This window comes from Novosphingobium sp. PhB55, assembly GCF_004368805.1.
Classification (GTDB): domain Bacteria; phylum Pseudomonadota; class Alphaproteobacteria; order Sphingomonadales; family Sphingomonadaceae; genus Novosphingobium.
In genome coordinates, this window is record NZ_SODQ01000004.1 from 69,122 (window position 1) to 85,848 (window position 16,727).

The window sequence follows — 16,727 nt, forward strand, 5'->3', positions numbered from 1 at the left end:
TCCATGTCTCCTCAGGCGAGGCCCAGGCCGTTCACGGCCATGTCGATGAGCTTGATGCCGATGAAGGGCGCGATCAGTCCGCCCAGCCCGTAGAGCGCCAGGTTGCGCGCCAGCAGCGGGCCGGCGCCCATCGGCCGGTACGTCACGCCCCGCAGCGCCAGCGGCACCAGGCAGGGGATGATCAGGGCGTTGAAGACGATCGCCGAAAGGATCGCGCTTTCCGGGGTGCCGAGGCGCATGACGTTGAGCACGCCGAGCCCTGGATAGAGCGCCACGAACATGGCGGGAATGATCGCGAAGTACTTGGCGACGTCGTTGGCGACCGAGAACGTCGTCAGGGCGCCGCGGGTCATCAGCAGCTGTTTGCCGAGGCCCACGACTTCGATCAGCTTGGTGGGATCGCTGTCGAGATCGACCATGTTGCCCGCCTCGCGCGCGGCCTGGGTACCGGTGTTCATGGCGACGCCCACGTCCGCCTGCGCCAGTGCCGGTGCGTCGTTGGTGCCGTCTCCGCACATGGCGACCAGGCGTCCACCTTGCTGTTCCTTGCGGATCAGTGCCAGCTTGTCCTCCGGCGTGGCCTCGGCCAGGAAATCGTCCACCCCGGCCTCGGCAGCGATCGCGGCGGCGGTCAGGGGATTGTCACCCGTTATCATGACGGTGCGGATGCCCATGGCGCGCAGTTCGCCGAAGCGTTCGCGGATGCCGGCCTTGACGATGTCCTTGAGGAAGATCGCGCCCAGCAGGCGGCCGTTCGAAGCGACGGCCAGCGGGGTGCCGCCAGCCCGGCCGATCTCGTCCGTCACGCGGCGCAATTCGGTGGCCGCAACGGTGGCGGCGGCCCCGGGATGGGCGCGCAGGATCGCCTGGACCGCGCCCTTGCGAACCATGCGTTCATCGGTGTCGATGCCGGAAATGCGGGTCTGCGCCGTGAAGGGTATGACGGTCGCACCTTCGGGCAGCGCGTCCGGGCCAGGTCCGCATGTCTCGCGGGCGAGCAGGACGATCGACCGCCCTTCCGGCGTCTCGTCGGCCAGGCTGGCGAGCAGCGCGGCTTCGGCCAGTTCGGCCGTGGTGGCGCCGCCGACCGGGCGGAACTCGCTGGCCTGGCGGTCTCCCACGGTGATCGTGCCCGTCTTGTCGAGCAGCAGCACGTCGACGTCTCCCGCCGCCTCGACCGCGCGGCCGGACTTGGCGAGCACGTTGAAGCGCACCAGACGGTCCATCCCCGCAATGCCGATGGCGGAAAGCAGCGCGGCGATGGTGGTGGGGATCAGGGTGATGAGCAGGGCGGCCAGGATCGCCACCGGCACTGTGCCGCCGGCATAGCTGGCAAAGCCCGGGATCGTGCCCACGGCGATCAGGAAGATGATGGTCAGGCCCACCAGCAGCAGGGTCAGCGCGATCTCGTTGGGGGTCTTCTGGCGTTCCGCGCCTTCGACCAGCGCGATCATGCGGTCGAGGAACCCCTGGCCGGGATGGACGGTGACACGCACGCGGATCTCGTCCGAGATCACGCGGGTGCCGGCGGTCACGGCCGAGCGGTCGCCGCCCGCCTCGCGGATGACGGGGGCGCTCTCGCCGGTGATGGCGGCTTCGTTGACCGAGGCGACGCCCGCGATCACTTCGCCGTCGGAGGGGATGAGGTCGCCGGTCCGGACCAGTACCACGTCGCCGCGCCGCAGGGCGCTGGCGGGCACTTCCTCGTAGCGGTCGTCCGCGCCGAGGCCGTCTCCCTTCAGCCGCCTGGCGGTCAGTTCGGCCTTGGCGGCGCGCAGGGACGCGGCCTGCGCCTTGCCGCGCCCTTCGGCCAGCGCTTCGGCAAACGTGCCGAACAGCACGGTCAGCCAGAGCCAGAGCACGAGCTGGATCTTGAAGCCGGCGGCCAGTCCGTCATGCCCGGCGATCAGCAGGATCGTGAGCAGGACGGCGACGACGGCAGTGGTGAACATCACCGGATTGCGGATCAGTTCGCGCGGGTCGAGCTTGCGGAACGCATCGCCGATCGCGGGGAGGATCAGGTCTGCGGTGAAAAGCGAAGTCTTGGCGGATCGAGCCATGGGTTGATCCTCAGAAAAGCTGGCCGCGGATCATCGCGAGATGATCGGCAACGGGGCCAAGGGCGAGGCCGGGCAGGAAGGTCAGGCCGCCGACGATCAGCACGATGCCGATCAGCAGGCCGGTCCAGAGCGGGCCGGTGGTGGGGAAGCTGCCCGCGGTGGGCGGGGTGTGCCTGCGGGCGGCGAGGCTGCCTGCCACGGCCAGCATCGGGATGATGATGAAGAAGCGGCCGATCCACATGGCGATGCCCAGCATGCCGTCATAGAAGGGCGTATTGGCCGTCAGCCCGGCGAAGGCGGAGCCGTTGTTGCCGACCGCGGAGGTGAAGGCATAGAGGATCTCGGAAAATCCGTGCGGTCCCTTGTTCAGCGGTCCGGCCAGCCCGGCGGGCAGGACCGAGGCGAGGGCGGTGAAGCCCAGGATGACGAGCGGCAGGACGGCAATGGCCAGCACCGCCAGCTTGACCTCGCGGCTTTCGATCTTCTTGCCGACATATTCCGGCGTGCGCCCGACCATCAGCCCCGCCACGAAAACGGCCAGGATCGCGAACAGCAGGAACCCGTAGATCCCCGCGCCCACGCCGCCGACCACGACTTCGCCCAGCTGGATGTTGAACAGCGGCACCAGCCCGCCGAGCGCGGTGAAACTGTCGTGCATGGCATTGACCGCGCCGCAGCTCGCCGCCGTCGTGACAACCGAGAACAGTGCGGAAGCGGCGATGCCGAAGCGGACTTCCTTGCCCTCCATGTTGCCGCCGCCGAGGCCGAGATGATGAAGCACCGGGTTGCCGGCGGCTTCCTGCCAGTACGTCACGGCCGTGCCCGCCAGGAACAGCGCCATCATCGCGGCCAGGATCGCCCAGCCTTGGCGCGCATCGCCCACGGCCTTGCCGAAAGCGTGAGTCAGCCCGGCCCCGATCGCGAAGATCGAGAGCATCTGCACCAGGTTCGTCAGTGCCGAGGGGTTCTCGAAGGGATGGGCCGAGTTGGCGTTGAAGAAGCCGCCGCCGTTGGTGCCCAGCATCTTGATCGCCTCCTGCGACGCCACGGGGCCGAGCGCCAGCGTCTGCTTCACGCCTTCCAGGGTCGTGATATCGACCGATCCCGCCAGGGTCTGCGGCACGCCGCTGGCGATGTAGAACAGCGCCAGCACGGTGCAGAGCGGCAGCAGCAGGTAAAGCGTCACCCGCGTCATGTCGGCCCAGAAATTGCCGATGCCCGCTGCGCTCCTTCGGGCAAAGCCGCGGAACAGCGCGAAGGCGAGCGCTATGCCGGTGGCGGCGGAAAGGAAGTTGTGCAGTGTCAGGCCCAGCATCTGGCTGAGGTTCGACATCGTCGATTCGCCTGCGTAGCTCTGCCAGTTGGTGTTGGTGGTGAAGCTCACCGCCGTGTTGAACGCGAGGTGCTCGCCCACGGCGGGAAGGCCGCGCGGGTTGAGCGGCAGCAGCGCCTGCATCCGCAGCACGAGATAAGTCAGCAGGAGCAGCACGGCGTTGAAGATCAGCATGTGCACGGCGTAGCGCCGCCAGGACTGGTCCTCCTGCGGATCGATGCCGGAGAGGCGGTAGAAACCGCTCTCGACCGGGCCGAGCACGGAGTGAAGCGGGGTGCGGCGGCCTTCGTAGAGCGCGAAGAGCCAGAGGCCCATCGGCCGGACGAGCGCCAGCAGCAGACAGACGAAAGCTGCGATCAGCAGCCATCCCTGATAAGTCATGGGATCGCCTCCTAGAAGCGTTCGGGCCGCGCGAGCACGGCAACGAGGTAGACGAGAAGACCGAGCGCGGTTCCCGCGCCCAGCCAGAGATCGATGGTCATGGCTGCCTGCTCCTCACGCCCTGTCGCACAGCGCCGCGTAGCCGAGGCTCGCCGCCAGCAAGGTCAGGAAGAGGCCGATCCAGAGGATGTCCTGCATGGTGATGCTCCTGCACGCCCATCGCCGCGCGGTGCGGCGGAAGCGATTGCAGCAGCCCCGCTAGCCCCATCCGCCGTAAACATTCGAGACGAGGCTGGGGCCGGTCGCATAGGATTTGCATATGATGGCCCGCACGGGGCCGCTGCCTTGGCCGCCTGCTTCATGAGCCGCAAGTCCCGGCGGAAGGCGCGAACACTTGGCGCCCTCGCGAGTTGTTCCAGGCAAAGGAGACAGCGATGACGAAGATACGGCAGCCGGGCGACAGGGCCCGCTGGAACAGCCATGGCGGTGCGGCCCGGCATGACTGACCGGACCTGCGATGTCGCCATCATCGGCGCGGGCACGGCGGGCCTTGCTGCCGAGCGTGCGGCCCGGACCAATGGCGCCTCCACGCTGCTGATCGATCCGGCCTTTGCCGGCACCACCTGCACCACGGTGGGGTGCATGCCTTCGAAACTTCTGATCGCCGCGGGCCAGGCGGCCCATGCGGCCCGTCACGCGCAAGTCTTCGGCGTCCGCGCGGAGCCTGTGGTGGATGGCGCCGCGGTCATGGCGCGGCTGCGGGCGCTGCGGGACGGGTTCGTGGCCGGCGTGAAGGCCGAGTTCGGGAAGCTGCCCAAGGGCACGATGCTAAAGGGACGCGCCCGGTTCGAAGGTGCGGGCAAGCTGGTCATCGACGACGGCACCAGCGTCACGGCGAAAGCCGTCGTGATCGCCGCGGGGGCCAGACCCTCGGTTCCCGATTTCCTCAGCGAAGTCGGTCATGCCGTGCTGACGAACGAGACATTGTTCGAGCTTGAGGCGCTGCCCGGCTCCGTCGGCGTGATCGGTGCGGGCCCCCTGGGCCTCGAACTGGCGCAGGCGCTGGCGCGGCTGGGAGTGGACGTTGCCGTGTTCGATGAAGGCGAAAGCCTGGCAGGACTGGAAGACGAGGCGATCGCGCAAAGCCTGCGCCAATGTCTGGAAGCCGAATTTGCCGTCCATCTCGGCGTGAAGCTCTCGGCGAAAGCCTCGGGCAAGCAGGTCCGCTTGTCCTGGACGGGAAAGTCCAGGGGGGATGCGACTTTCGACCATATCCTGGCCGCGGCGGGGCGCCCTCCGCAGCTTGCCGATCTGGGGCTGGAAACCACCGGCCTCGCTCTCGACAAGCATGGGGCGCCGAAGACCGACCCGCGGACGATGCAGTGCGGCGATCAGGCCATCTTCATCGCCGGTGACGCCGAGCATGGCCGGCCGGTGCTGCACGAGGCGCAGGCCGAAGGCGCCATCGCCGGTCGCAACGCCGCCCGCTTCCCCGAGGTGAAGCCGGGGCGCCGCATGCCGCCGCTCTCGATCATGTTCACTTCGCCCGCCATGGCTCGGGTCGGCGAAGTGCCGGAAGGCGCCGCAACGGTGCGCGGCGCCGCCTCCTACGAAGACCAGGGACGCGCCAAGGTCTTCGCCACGAACGCGGGCTGCGTGAAGATCGATGCCGATGCGAAAGGCGGCCGGCTGCTGGCGGTCCAGATGGTCGGGCCGGCCGTGGAACACAGCGCCCATTTGTTCGCGCTGGCCATCGACCAGGGGCTTACCGCCGACCAGATGCTCGCCATGCCGTTCTATCATCCCACTTACGAGGAAGGCCTGAAACCGGCGCTTCGGGCGATCTGCGATGCGATCAGCGCACCCACCGCCTCCGACCGGGACGATGGCTTCATGCCCGGGGGATGACGGCCCGGGCCAGGTCCTGACTCTGGGCCGCCTAGCCTTCTAGCCCCCTAGTCCCCTAGCCCCTCCTCTGCCAACGCCTGCTGGATCGCGGCGCGCTGCGAGAGACGCTCGTAGTAGGATGAGAGGTTGGGCGGCAGGTCGAGGCCGACTTTCTCCCTGGCCCAGAACAGCATGACGAAGAGGTAGCAGTCGGCGACGCCGAACTGATCGCCCAGCGCGAATTCCTGGCTGGCCAGCGCATCCTCGAACAGGCCGAAGCGCTTGCCCAGCTGGGTCTTCGCGGCGGACTTTGCCTCGTCCGAGGAGCCCGGCTTGAAGAAGGGCGCGAAGCTCTTGTGCAATTCGGTCGAGATATAGGCGAGGGCCTCGAGCGCCCGGAACCGGCCGAGCGGCCCCTGCGGCATGAGGTTTCCGGCCCGGTCGGCGATATAGCCGAGGATCGCCACGTTCTCCGTCAGGACACCCCCTGTGTCGAGACCGAGGGCCGGGACATAGCCCTTGGGATTGACGGCAGTATAGTCCTCGCCTTCGGCGGTGGTGCGGGCCTTGAGATCGACTTTGTCGATGGTGAAGGGCAGCTTGCTTTCGATCAGCGCGATATGGTCGGCAAGGCTGCAGGCGCCGGGTGCGTAATAGAGCTTCATGACGGTTCCTCTTCCTGGATCAGGCTTCAAGCGTCCGGGCCTTGCGATCGGCCCATTCCTTGCCGGCGTCCCCGCCCCACAGCAGCCAGGCGATGAACCCGGCCGAAGGGTCGCTGTTCGAATTCCATTTGTGGGTCGCGGTGTCCTTGTCCACGGCGTGACGGGCGAAGTAGCTGTGCATGGACTTCACGTCGCCTGCACGAAGATCGTGGCGCCTAGCCAGCTGGTGCGCGCGCTCGACGCCCACTTTGGTCCCGCCGCGGCCGAATTTTTCGCGCAGGCGGAGCCCGCGTCTCGCGGCTGCGGCCATCTTCATCGTGGGCCTGAAATGCGGCTCGGTCATCCATCGCTCTCCCGATCTGACGACAGGTCAACGTCGCCAGGCATCGGGCGGTTTCGCGGCGGACGCGCGCCTTGTCGGTTTTCCCGGCCGGAATACCGGCGCGGGGCGACTACTTCGCGGCGTGAAGCGGCCGGTTGAGAATGGCCGGCGCGATCTGGCGGCTGGCCACTTCCCGCAGCACGAAGCTCGATCGGATGCGGCGGACATGCGGCAGCACCGACAGTTCCTTGCGGTAGATCATGTCGTAGTCTTCCAGCGATTGGACATTGAGGATCATCAGGAAATCGGTATCGCCGGTGACGAAGGCGCAGAACTGCATCGAGGGGCTGTCGAGCACGGCCTTCTCGAAGTCCTGCAGCACGGATTCGGCCTGCGAGACAAGCTCGATCGAGACCATCACCAATGTTCCGTAACCCAGCGCGCGGACGTTGAGGTTGGCCGAGTAATGGGTGATGTAGCCCGCTTCCTCCAGGATCTTGCGGCGGCGGGCCACGGCGGTGCTGGACAATTGCACTTTTTCGCCCAGCCACACGTCCGATGCACGCCCGTCCGAAACGAGCGCGCGCATCAGGCGAAGGTCGGTGTCGTCCAGTTCGTGCTGCATTGGCTTGCCGCGTGCTGCCTCAAGCCAATGCAGCTTGCTGGATTGCATATCCATCCTGATGAGCGCCCCTCTTTTTTGTTTCGAAACCATAGTGCCGGGTTTCCCTTCGATTTCAAACAAAAGGTGCGGGTCTGAGGCGTTATTCGGACAGAATGTTGTCGAACCAGCCGGTTTCGCCCCCGATCGGCATGCCGGCGGGGATCGGCGGGCGCGGGCGGCTGAGCTTGCCGATTTCGGTTTCCAGCCGCTCGGGATCGCCGAGCAGGGCTGCCATGGAGACTTGCCACAGGCCGTCCTCGGAGCCGCTCCTGGCCCGGGCAAAGCCCTTGGCGGTATCCTTGAGATAGCCGTCCAGCAGCGCGGCGACGTCTGCGGGGGTGTCCGGATCGCGCCGGGCCGAGGCGATCGCCAGCAGGGCGGTCTGGGCGATCCGGCGCGAAACCGCATCGCCATGGGCGGCGATGACGGGCGACAGCTTGTCGAGCAGCGTGGCGACGCCGGGCTGGGCCGCATCGTAGCCATGCTGGATGTGCAGGCGCGTCAGGCGCGCGGGGGCAAGCAGGCTGTCGAGCGTCATCTGCGCGCCCACTTGCGCGGCGACGAGCGGATCGAACACTGCCGATCCGGCCCCGCGCAGCACTTCGGGCGCTGCCTCGGCATCGGTGCGGGCGCTTGTGCCGCTGGACAGCAGCATGGAGAGCGCCGCCGGAACCGTCAGTTCGCGGGGGGAGAGCGTGGCGATGAGCGCATCCATCGCCGCCATCTGGTCGGCGGCCGGGACAGGGCGGGGCGTGTCGCGTCCATCGCCGACGACCGCGTATTCGTAGTTCACCCCGCCTACCAGCTTGCCGGTGGCGTCGATGGAATAGCGATGGAACAGCCAGATCGGCACGAACTTGCGGCGCAAGTTGGAGAGCGGCTCACCCGCCAGCAGCACGTTCGGACCGAAGCCCGACAGCGCGAGCCGGCGTACCGCCATCGTATGCGCGAGATCGGCGGGGGTGTCCTGCCCTTCGGTCCACATGTTGACGCCGGGCACCGCGAGATCGGGGGCGCGGCCGTCGATGTCGGTGCCGTAGATCAGGCCGGCCTTGCGAATGGCATCGGCCTTGGCCGCTGCTTCGGCATCGCCGTCGACGCCGGGTGCGGGCTGGCCGTATAGCCAGTCTACCGTGAACTTGTCCCACTTGCCGATGCCTGTGGCATAGGCATCGCCGAGGTCCAGCCGGCCGTCGGCAATGCCCACTTTAGGCCCCGGATAGTCCATCACCGAGGCGCGGTCCTGCAGGCTGGCCTTGAAGTTGTGCACGAAGCCGATGGCATGGCCCACTTCGTGCGCGCCCAGTTGGCTGATCCGAGCGAGGGCCACGCGAACCGGGTCGTTGGCGCCGCCGGTATTGTTCTGCGCCGTGCCGACCAGGCCTTCGAACACGGTGATGTCCTGCCGCACGCGCAGCGCGCCCAGCACGACCACGCCCTTCACGATCTCGCCGGTGCGCGGATCGATCACGCCCCCGCCGTAGGACCAGCTGCGGTTCTGCCGGTCGGTCCAGTTGACCACGTTGTAGCGCACATCCTGCGGGTCGACGCCGGCGGGCAGGATGGCCACCTGGAAGGCGTCGATGAAGCCGGCTGCGTCGAAGGCATCGGCCCACCAGCGCACGCCGCTCGCCAGGGCGGAGCGGATCGGCTCGGGCGCGGCGCTGTCTATGTAGAAGACGATAGGCTTCTTCACCGGCGATCGGGCCGCGGTGGGGTCGGTCTTCTCCAGCCGGAAGCGGTTGGCATATTCCACCAGCATCGGGCTGCCCAGCGGCGTGCCGAAATCGTAGACCTGGGTGGCGTGGCTGCCGGAGCGAATGTCGAACTTGCGCGGCACGAAGCCGGGCTCGGGCAGGGCCACCAGCGAGGAATGGACGGTGACGCTCACGGCGCGGCCATCCGGGGCGAGCACGTCGAGTTCCTTGCCCGCGCTATCGGCGGTGAAGGTCTGGACGGTTTCGAACTCGACGTTCCGGGGAAAGACCTTGACCGACGCCGGGTCGAGGGCGCTGAGTTTCTCCGAGAGCTTGTAGCCCTTGGCGCTTTCGCCGATGGCGCCGGCAAGGTCCATGGCGTCGCTGGTGACGAGCGGCGTCGCATCCACCGTCACGCCGCCGCCCGCTTCACTCACCATTTCGAGCATGGCTACCGTGCTGAAGGGGAAGCTCGCGCGGGCGCCCTTGGCCACTTCGGCATCGCCGCTCGCCCGGTAGCGGGGGTTTTCAAACAGCACCGCGACTTTGCCGCCCATGCGGCGGAAGACCAGGATCTTGGTATCGCCCTGCATGCCGCGGTCGATGCGGATCGCCGCCGAGCCGAGGCCGGTCTTGATCGCCTGCGTGAACAGGTAGCGGCCCGACAGACCCTCCGCGTCGGCCGCGGGCAGGGAAAGCAGCAACCGCCCCTTGGCGGCGTCGACCAGAACCGGAAGCAGGGCCCCGTCCGGCGACGAGACCACCGCGGCCGGTGCCGCCGCCACGGCCATGGGCGTGAGGCAGGCTACGGCGCAACCGGCGGCGAGAATGGATTTCATGCGGGCGACGATGGACATCTTGGAAGGTTCCCCTGGAAGCGGACGTTCGAAGGACAACGAGACGGCGGCCCCTGTTCGCCGCGCTTGTCTCGCTCTTGCAGCAAGCCTAGCCGAAACCGGACGCAGCTTCCCCGAACTTATCGGGCCGGCCGCACCGCGCCGTGATGGAATCCTGCGCAAACGATCGCAAGGACGTGAAATTCCGGCGCGGGCGGGCTGCCTCTCGTGAAAGTCCCAGCCCTTAGGTGCGATGCTGCACTGCATTTCGCGAATCAGGCCATGGCTGATTTCAGGAACGTGCGTCTTCGCGAGAGCGGATGCATCTTTCTTGCGCGATATTGCTAATCGGTGATGAAATCCGTCGCGAGGGGGTGAAAATCTCCTGAACTTTCGTGGGATCGTTCGCACCCTTGCGGATAGTATCGCAGTAGTCAGGCAGCAGTCCGGGTCGGGAGCAACCGACATCGAAGCGGACATTGCCGGATGATGGAGTGCCCGCGGATTTGGCGGGTGCGGGGAACAGGGGTTCCGACACAGTTGGGCGTCGACAAGGCACCGTGAGGGCGGTGCGTGTTCGCCTGTCCGGGGCTGCCAGTTCTCCATCCATCGGGATGAGGGCGCCTGTGGCGAGAAACAGTCACAGGGAGTTTTCGCGATGCGCAATGCAGTCCAGACCTCGCGGCGCCGAGGCAATATGGATACCTTTTCAGCGCGCTCGATCCGTGCCCTGCTGCTGGCAGGCGTGGCGGCGCCCTTGCTGGTGGCGACGCCGGCGCTGGCCCAGAGCGCTGCGGTCGATGAGCAACCGGTCAACGATATCGTCGTCACCGGCTCGCGCATCGTCGGCGACGGCTACAGCGCGCCGACCCCCGTGGCGGTACTGGGAGAGGCGGATATCGCCGCCCAGGCGCCTGCGAACATCTCCGATTTCGTGAACCAGCTTCCCGCCATCGCCGGCAGCGGCACGTCCGGGAACAGCTCGGGCGGCCTGTCGAACGCGGGTGCGGGCATCAACTCGATCGGCCTGCGCGGCCTCGGCGTGGGCCGTACGCTGGTGCTGGTCGACGGGCAGCGCTCGGTGGCCTCGACCGTGGGCGGCACGGTGGACATCAACACGATCCCGCAGGACCTGGTGAAGCGCGTCGAAGTCATCACCGGCGGCGCCTCTGCCGCCTACGGTTCGGACGCGGTGGGCGGCGTGGTCAACTTCATCCTCGATACGGGATACGAAGGCGTCAAGCTGGGGGTCGATACCGGCCTCTCCACCTATGGCGACGCCTACAACTACCGTTTCACCGGCACCGCGGGCTTCTCGCTGCTGGATGACCGCCTGCACCTGCTGACCAACGTGTCCTACTTCAAGCAGACCCGCGAGGAAGGGATCAACCGCGACTGGAACGACAGCGGTTACTTCCAGATCAACAACCCCGCCTATGACGGCACCAACGGCGCGCCGCAGCGCCTGGTCGGCAGCGGCATCGGCCCGGCCGGCTACACGGCAGGCGGTCTGATCTCCAGCGGACCGCTGCGCGGCACGTATTTCCTGGGCGAGGGGCAGACCGCCCAGCTCACCTATGGAACCGTCTCCAGCCCCTGGATGATCGGCGGCGACTGGCAGACCACGCTGGACGGGCACCTCGGCACCAATACCCTGGTCCCCCTCGACGAGCGACTGAGCCTGTTCCAGCGCGCCGGCTTCGAGATCACGCCGGATATCGAGATCTTCGGGCAGTTCTCCTACAACCGCTCGGTCAGCGCCAGCTCGTACCAGCAGACGCCCAGCACCGGCGTTTCCATCGCGGCCGACAATGCCTACCTGCTCAGCCAGTATCCGGCCGTTGCCGCGGCGATGGCGGCGCAAGGGCTGTCCTCGATCACGGTGGGCACGTCGAATGCCGGCTTCCCGATCCCGGGCAGCAATATCAAGCGCGAGGTCTATCGCGGCGTCGTGGGCGCCAAGGGCCAGTTCGACATGTTCAAAAAGGCCATGAACTGGGATGTCTACTACCAGAAGGGCGTGACCAAGGCGCGCGAGGAGCTGACCAATACCTGGCTCAATTCCCGCATGGCCCTGGCGCAGGACGCCGTGTTCGACGGTACGGGCAATATCGTCTGCCGCTCCACCCTGACCAATCCGGGTAACGGCTGCGTGCCCATCGACAGGCTGGGTACCGACGGTCCCTCGCAGGAAGCGCTCAACTACATCTACAACGACGGCAACCAGCCGCTGCGCCACCAGACGATCAAGCAGGACGTTGCCGCCGCCACGATCTCGGGCAAGGCCTTTGCGCTGCCGGCCGGAGACCTGGCCTTCGCCACCGGCGTCGAATGGCGGCGCGAGCAGATCGACGGTTCGGTGGATCCGCAGTACAATTCCGGCTGGCTCTACGGCAACTTCCGCGTGAACCAGGGCAAGTACGACGTCTACGAGGGCTTCCTCGAACTCGACGTGCCCATCTTCGACGGCATGAACGTCAATGCCGCCGCGCGCGGCACGCATTACTCGACGTCGGGCTGGGTCGGCACGTGGAAGGTCGGCGCCAACTGGCAGGCCATCGACTCCCTGCGCCTGCGCGGCAACATCAGCCACGACATCCGCGCGCCCAACCTGGAGGAACTGTTCGCGGCCGGTACCGCGCGCACCAATTCGGTCATCATCCCGACCGGCGCCGATGCCCCGCAGACCGGATCGCTGCAATTCGTGCAGAACGCCTTCGGCAATCGCAACCTGAAGCCCGAAGTCGCCGACAGCTGGACTCTTGGCGCCGTGTTCGAACCGACGTTCCTGCCGGGCTTCTCGCTCTCGTTCGATTACTATTCCATCCGGATCAAGGACGCGATCGGTTCGATCACCGCCCAGCAGACCGTAGACTTGTGCTATGAGCAGGGGATCAGCTCTTATTGCCCGAACATTCATTTCGTGAACGGGCAGCTCAGCACGATCGACCTCACGCCGATCAACTTCGCGCGCCAGAAAACCAGCGGCTTCGATATCGAGGCCAGCTACGCGGTCCCGGTCGGCCCGGGCACCCTGCGCCTGCACGGGCAGACCACCCATTACATCAAGAACGTCGTCGACGACGGCATCAGCTTCCCGATCGACTATGCCGGCGTCCTGACCAGCGGCACGTATGCCTCGCCCAACTGGGTCTACCGACTGAGCGCCTTCTACGACATCGACCCGGTCAGCTTCAACCTGGTGGCGCGCGGCTTCACCGATGGGGTCTACGGCAACGACTGGATCGAATGCGACGGCGATTGCCCGGTCAGCACCGCGCAATACCGCACGATCAACGACAACTCGATCAAGGGCGCGACCTATTTCGACGCTTCGGTGGACTTCAAGTTCCCGGCGATGGGCGGGGTCGGGCACCTGACCTTCATCGTCAACAACCTGCTGAACAAGGATCCCGTGCTCGTGGGCAACGGGCCTGACGGCAACAACGTGCCGGCTTACGCCCAGACCAACCGCAGCCGCTACGACGTGATCGGCCGCACTTTCCGCATGTCCGCCAAGGTCGAGTTCTGAGTTTCCAATTGCCGCGTTTTTCCATCGGGCGGCGGTGCCCGGTGGAAAAACGCTCCATGAGAGGATGATCGTATCATGAAGACGTTCAAGCGCCCGGCGTTCGCGGCCGCCCTTGCAGCCGCTCTCCTATCCACCGGGCTGGGCAGCGTGCCAGCCCATGCCGCCGCGCCTCAGGCGCTGAAGGAAGAAGTTTCCGCCGAAGTGGAGGCCCAGCGCAAGCAGATCCAGGTCATGGTGGACCAGATCTTCAGCTATGCCGAACCCGGCTTCCAGGAGGTCCGGACGTCCGAATACCTCACCGGCATCCTGGAAAAGAACGGCTTCAAGGTGGAGCGCGGCGTTGCCGGCATTCCCACCGCCTTCACCGCCACATGGGGCAAGGGCGGCCCGAAGATCGCGCTGGGCAGCGACATCGACGACGTGCTCGGCGTCTCGCAGACCCCCGGCCTGCCTTACCTCAAGCCGCTGGTAGAAGGCGCGCCCGGGCACGGTGAGGGGCACAATGCCGGCATGCCGCTGATGGTGGCCGCGGCCATCGCGGTGAAGAAGGTCATGACCAGGCACGGGCTCGAAGGCCGCCTGATGCTCTGGCCGGGCGTTGCCGAGGAACTGCTGGCGACCAAGGCCTATTACGTGCGCGCCGGTCTGTTCAAGGATGTCGATGCCTCGATCTTCACGCATGTCAGCTCGGACTTCTCGACCGGCTACGGCGAGATGGGGGGCAACGGCATGGTCTCGGTGGAATATACCTTCCACGGCAAGACCGCGCACTCTGCGGGCATGCCGTGGGAAGGCCGCAGCGCGCTTGACGCGGTGGAGATCATGGATGTCGCCTGGAACTTCCGGCGCGAGCACCTGCCGCTGACCCAGCGCTCGCACATGATCATTACCAACGGCGGCGGACAGCCCAACGTGGTGCCGGACAAGGCCAGCATCTGGTACTTCTTCCGCGAACGCACCTTCGACGATATCCGCAAGCTCTACGAAACCGGCAACGACATCGCCAAGGCCGCTGCTCTGGCCACCGGCACGACGATGAGCCAGCAGACGCTCGGCTATGCGGCGCCCAACTTCGGCAACAAGCCGCTGGCAGAGGCGGCCTATGCCAATATCAAGGCGGTGGGCATGCCGAAATGGAGCGCCGACGACCAGGCTTTCGCCAAGGCCGCGCAGACCTTCAACGAGCGCAAGATGGAGCCGCTGAAGGACGAGGTCACCGAACTCTCCACGCCTGAAAACCGCAAGCCTTCCACGGGCGGCGGTTCCGACGACATCGGCGACATCATGTGGGCCGTGCCGACGATCACCATCCGCTTCCCGTCGAACATCCCGAACATGATCGGCCACAATTCCACTTCGGCCTTCGCGATGGCGACCCCGATCGCCCACAAGGGCGTGGAAGCGGGGGCCAAGGCCGTGGCGATGACCGTGCTCGACATCCTGACCACACCGCAGCTGGTCACTGACGCCAAGGCCTATTTCACCGACGTCCAGCTCAAGACGGACAATTACGCGCCTGTCCTCACGGACAAGGACGTGCCCGCGATCTGGCTGAACGAGCGCAACATGCAGCTCTACCGCCCGCTGATGGAGAAGTATTACTACAATCCCGCCAAGTACCCCTCGTACCTCGACCAGCTCGGGGTGAAGTATCCCACGCTGACGAAGCCGGCGGAGTGAGCCGAATGCGCAAGAAAGCCCTTGTCGCCGCCGCCCTTGCGGCAGCCTCGCTCCTCCCCGGCGCCGCACAGGCCGCCGCGGATCCGGCGCTGAAGCAGGAAGTCAGCGCCGCCGTGGAGGCGCAGCGCAAGCAGATCCAGGTCATGGTGGACGAGATCTACTCTTTCGCCGAACCCGGCTTCCAGGAAGTGAAGACCAGCGAATATCTCGCCGGGATCCTCGAAAGGAACGGTTTCAAGGTGGAGCGCGGCGTTGCCGGCGTGCCCACGGCCTTTACCGCGACATGGGGGACCGGCGGGCCGAAGATCGCGCTGGGCAGCGACATCGACGGGCTGCTCGGCGTGTCCCAGGTTCCCGGCGTGGCGGACGTGAAGCCGCTGGTCGAGGGCGCGCCGGGGCATGGCGAGGGGCACAATTCGGGCATGCCGCTGATGGTGGCCGCGGCCCTTGCCGCCAAGCAGGTCATGGCCAGGCACGGCATCCAGGGGCGGCTGATGCTCTGGCCGGGGGTTGCCGAGGAACTGCTGGCAACCAAGGCCTATTACGTGCGCGCCGGCCTGTTCAAGGATGTCGACGCGTCGATCTTCGCTCACGTCAACACCGGTTTCGGCACCGGCTGGGGCGATCTCGGGCTGACCGGGATGATCTCGGTCGAATACGAATGGAAGGGCAAGACTGCGCATTCCGCGGCCATGCCGTGGGAAGGCCGCAGCGCGCTGGACGGCGTGGAGCTGATGGACGTCATGTGGAACTTCCGGCGCGAGCATCTGCCGCTCACGCAGCGTTCGCACGATGTCATCACCAATGGCGGCGGCCAGCCCAATGTCGTGCCCGACAAGGCCAGCAGCTGGTACTATTTCCGCGAGAAGGACTTCGCCGCGCTGCGCGGTCTCTATGAGACCGGGAACCAGGTGGCCGAAGCCTCGGCGCTGGCTACGGGTACGACGGTGAGCCGCAAGGTCCTGGGCTTCGCCGCGCCGAACTACGGTAACAAGCCCCTGGCAGAGGCACTCTATGCCAATATCGAGGCGGTGGGTGTTCCGCAATGGTCCGCCGCGGACCAGGGCTTTGCCCGGGCCGTGCAGGTGAAGAACCACCTCAAGGTCGAGCCGCTGCCCGACAAGGTGGCGCCGCTTTCGACACCGGACACCCGCGGCAATGCCAGCTTCGGCGGCTCGGACGACATCGGCGACGTGATGTGGACGGTGCCCACCGTGACCATCGGCTATCCGGCGAACGTGCCGAACGTGATCTTCCACCACGCCACCGCCGCGATGGCGATGGCCACGCCGATCGCGCACAAGGGCACCGTCGTCGGCGCCAAGGCAGTGGCGATGACGATACTCGACCTCGTCACCACGCCGCAGCTCATCACCGATGCCAAGGGCTGGATGCGCGATGTCCAGCTGAAGGACCAGAAGTACGATCCGCTCATCGCCGCCGCCGACATGCCCGCGATAGACCGCAATGCGCGCACGATGGCGCAGATCCGGCCGGCGATGCAGCCCAAATACTACGATCCGGCCAAGTACGATTCCTACCTGCAGCAGCTCGGCATAGACTACGAAGCCGCGGGTCGCGAAAACTCCGGCGCTTAGCCTCAGGCGCGCCGACCGGCCGGGGCCAAGATCACCCTGACGAAAGCCAACTGCCCCGGCCGGCTTCTTTCC

The 16,727-nt window shown here is 66.5% G+C and carries 11 protein-coding genes; 4 read left to right on the top strand and 7 right to left on the bottom strand.

Annotation, left to right across the window (positions count from 1 at the left end):
• Positions 1-11: 11 nt before the first annotated feature.
• From kdpB to EDF57_RS10725, 3 genes are read right to left on the bottom strand one after another with little or no spacing between them, the layout of a single operon-like run.
• Positions 12-2,060 (bottom strand): potassium-transporting ATPase subunit KdpB, encoded by a 2,049-nt coding sequence (kdpB, locus tag EDF57_RS10715; RefSeq protein WP_134094223.1) that lies wholly within the window; start codon positions 2,058-2,060, stop codon positions 12-14.
• 10 nt (positions 2,061-2,070) lie between these two features.
• The gene (gene kdpA / locus EDF57_RS10720; RefSeq protein WP_134094224.1) at positions 2,071-3,774 is read right to left on the bottom strand and encodes a potassium-transporting ATPase subunit KdpA; all 1,704 of its coding nucleotides are present in this window, start codon (positions 3,772-3,774) and stop codon (positions 2,071-2,073) included.
• A gap of 11 nt (positions 3,775-3,785) precedes the next feature.
• Entirely contained in the window at positions 3,786-3,875 is a 90-nt protein-coding gene (locus tag EDF57_RS10725) for a potassium-transporting ATPase subunit F (RefSeq protein WP_132267089.1), read from the bottom strand.
• 379 nt (positions 3,876-4,254) lie between these two features.
• On the opposite strand from EDF57_RS10725, the gene EDF57_RS10730 reads away from it, so the two are divergent.
• Complete coding sequence (locus EDF57_RS10730; RefSeq protein WP_243841001.1) at positions 4,255-5,682, top strand: dihydrolipoyl dehydrogenase; 1,428 nt, start codon at positions 4,255-4,257, stop codon at positions 5,680-5,682.
• 47 nt (positions 5,683-5,729) lie between these two features.
• Here the strand turns inward: EDF57_RS10730 and gstA are convergent, their stop codons facing one another.
• From gstA to EDF57_RS10750, 4 genes are all read right to left on the bottom strand, one after another.
• Positions 5,730-6,326, bottom strand: coding sequence for a glutathione transferase GstA (gene gstA / locus EDF57_RS10735; protein ID WP_134094226.1), 597 nt, complete (start codon positions 6,324-6,326; stop codon positions 5,730-5,732).
• Between the two features lie 19 nt (positions 6,327-6,345).
• Positions 6,346-6,669, bottom strand: a complete 324-nt coding sequence (locus EDF57_RS10740) for a hypothetical protein (RefSeq protein ID WP_134094227.1) — start codon at positions 6,667-6,669, stop codon at positions 6,346-6,348.
• A gap of 109 nt (positions 6,670-6,778) precedes the next feature.
• Positions 6,779-7,327, bottom strand: coding sequence for an Lrp/AsnC family transcriptional regulator (locus EDF57_RS10745; RefSeq protein WP_243841002.1), 549 nt, complete (start codon positions 7,325-7,327; stop codon positions 6,779-6,781).
• 85 nt (positions 7,328-7,412) lie between these two features.
• A complete protein-coding gene (locus tag EDF57_RS10750; protein WP_134094229.1) occupies positions 7,413-9,866 on the bottom strand; it encodes a zinc-dependent metalloprotease in 2,454 nt (817 codons plus the stop codon).
• Positions 9,867-10,542: 676 nt separating this feature from the next.
• Here EDF57_RS10750 and EDF57_RS10755 point away from each other — a divergent pair.
• The 3 genes from EDF57_RS10755 to EDF57_RS10765 all read left to right on the top strand — a co-directional run bounded on the left by EDF57_RS10755 (position 10,543) and on the right by EDF57_RS10765 (position 16,655).
• Positions 10,543-13,377, top strand: coding sequence for a TonB-dependent receptor (locus EDF57_RS10755; RefSeq protein WP_243841003.1), 2,835 nt, complete (start codon positions 10,543-10,545; stop codon positions 13,375-13,377).
• A gap of 75 nt (positions 13,378-13,452) precedes the next feature.
• A complete protein-coding gene (locus tag EDF57_RS10760) occupies positions 13,453-15,057 on the top strand; it encodes an amidohydrolase (RefSeq protein ID WP_134094230.1) in 1,605 nt (534 codons plus the stop codon).
• A gap of 5 nt (positions 15,058-15,062) precedes the next feature.
• Positions 15,063-16,655 (top strand): amidohydrolase, encoded by a 1,593-nt coding sequence (locus tag EDF57_RS10765; RefSeq protein WP_134094231.1) that lies wholly within the window; start codon positions 15,063-15,065, stop codon positions 16,653-16,655.
• The last annotated feature ends 72 nt before the right edge of the window (positions 16,656-16,727 follow it).